1 protein-coding gene is annotated in these 251 nt (G+C 43.8%); it reads left to right on the top strand.

Features of this window, described 5'->3' with window-relative positions; translation table 11 throughout:
• The coding region (locus AB4486_RS26545; RefSeq protein WP_372119753.1) for a hypothetical protein at positions 1-251 on the top strand (251 nt) is incomplete at both ends.

The raw sequence follows: 251 nt of genomic DNA, 5'->3' as shown, positions 1-251 counted from the left end.
CTCTAGTGAAAAAGAGATCCATGTTGTTGATATCGATCTAAATGATGAGGAGTTGTCAGAAAACTCCCCGCAGGTTGATAAATTGATCGCAGATATGGCGTGGGAAGGTGAGTTAAATTGGGACAATCACAAACGAAAACCATTCCCGCATCAAGAGGTAGGCGTTAGGTGGATTCTGGGGGTAGAACAGAAGATTCTTACTGAACCAAGTATCAGCGGAGCTTTACTAGCTGACGATATGGGTTTAGGGA

This window comes from Vibrio sp. 10N.222.55.C6, from assembly GCF_041473395.1.
GTDB lineage: Bacteria > Pseudomonadota > Gammaproteobacteria > Enterobacterales > Vibrionaceae > Vibrio > Vibrio crassostreae_C.
The sequence above is the reverse complement of the archived record's forward strand: the minus strand, read 5'-3'. Positions and strand labels throughout refer to the sequence as shown.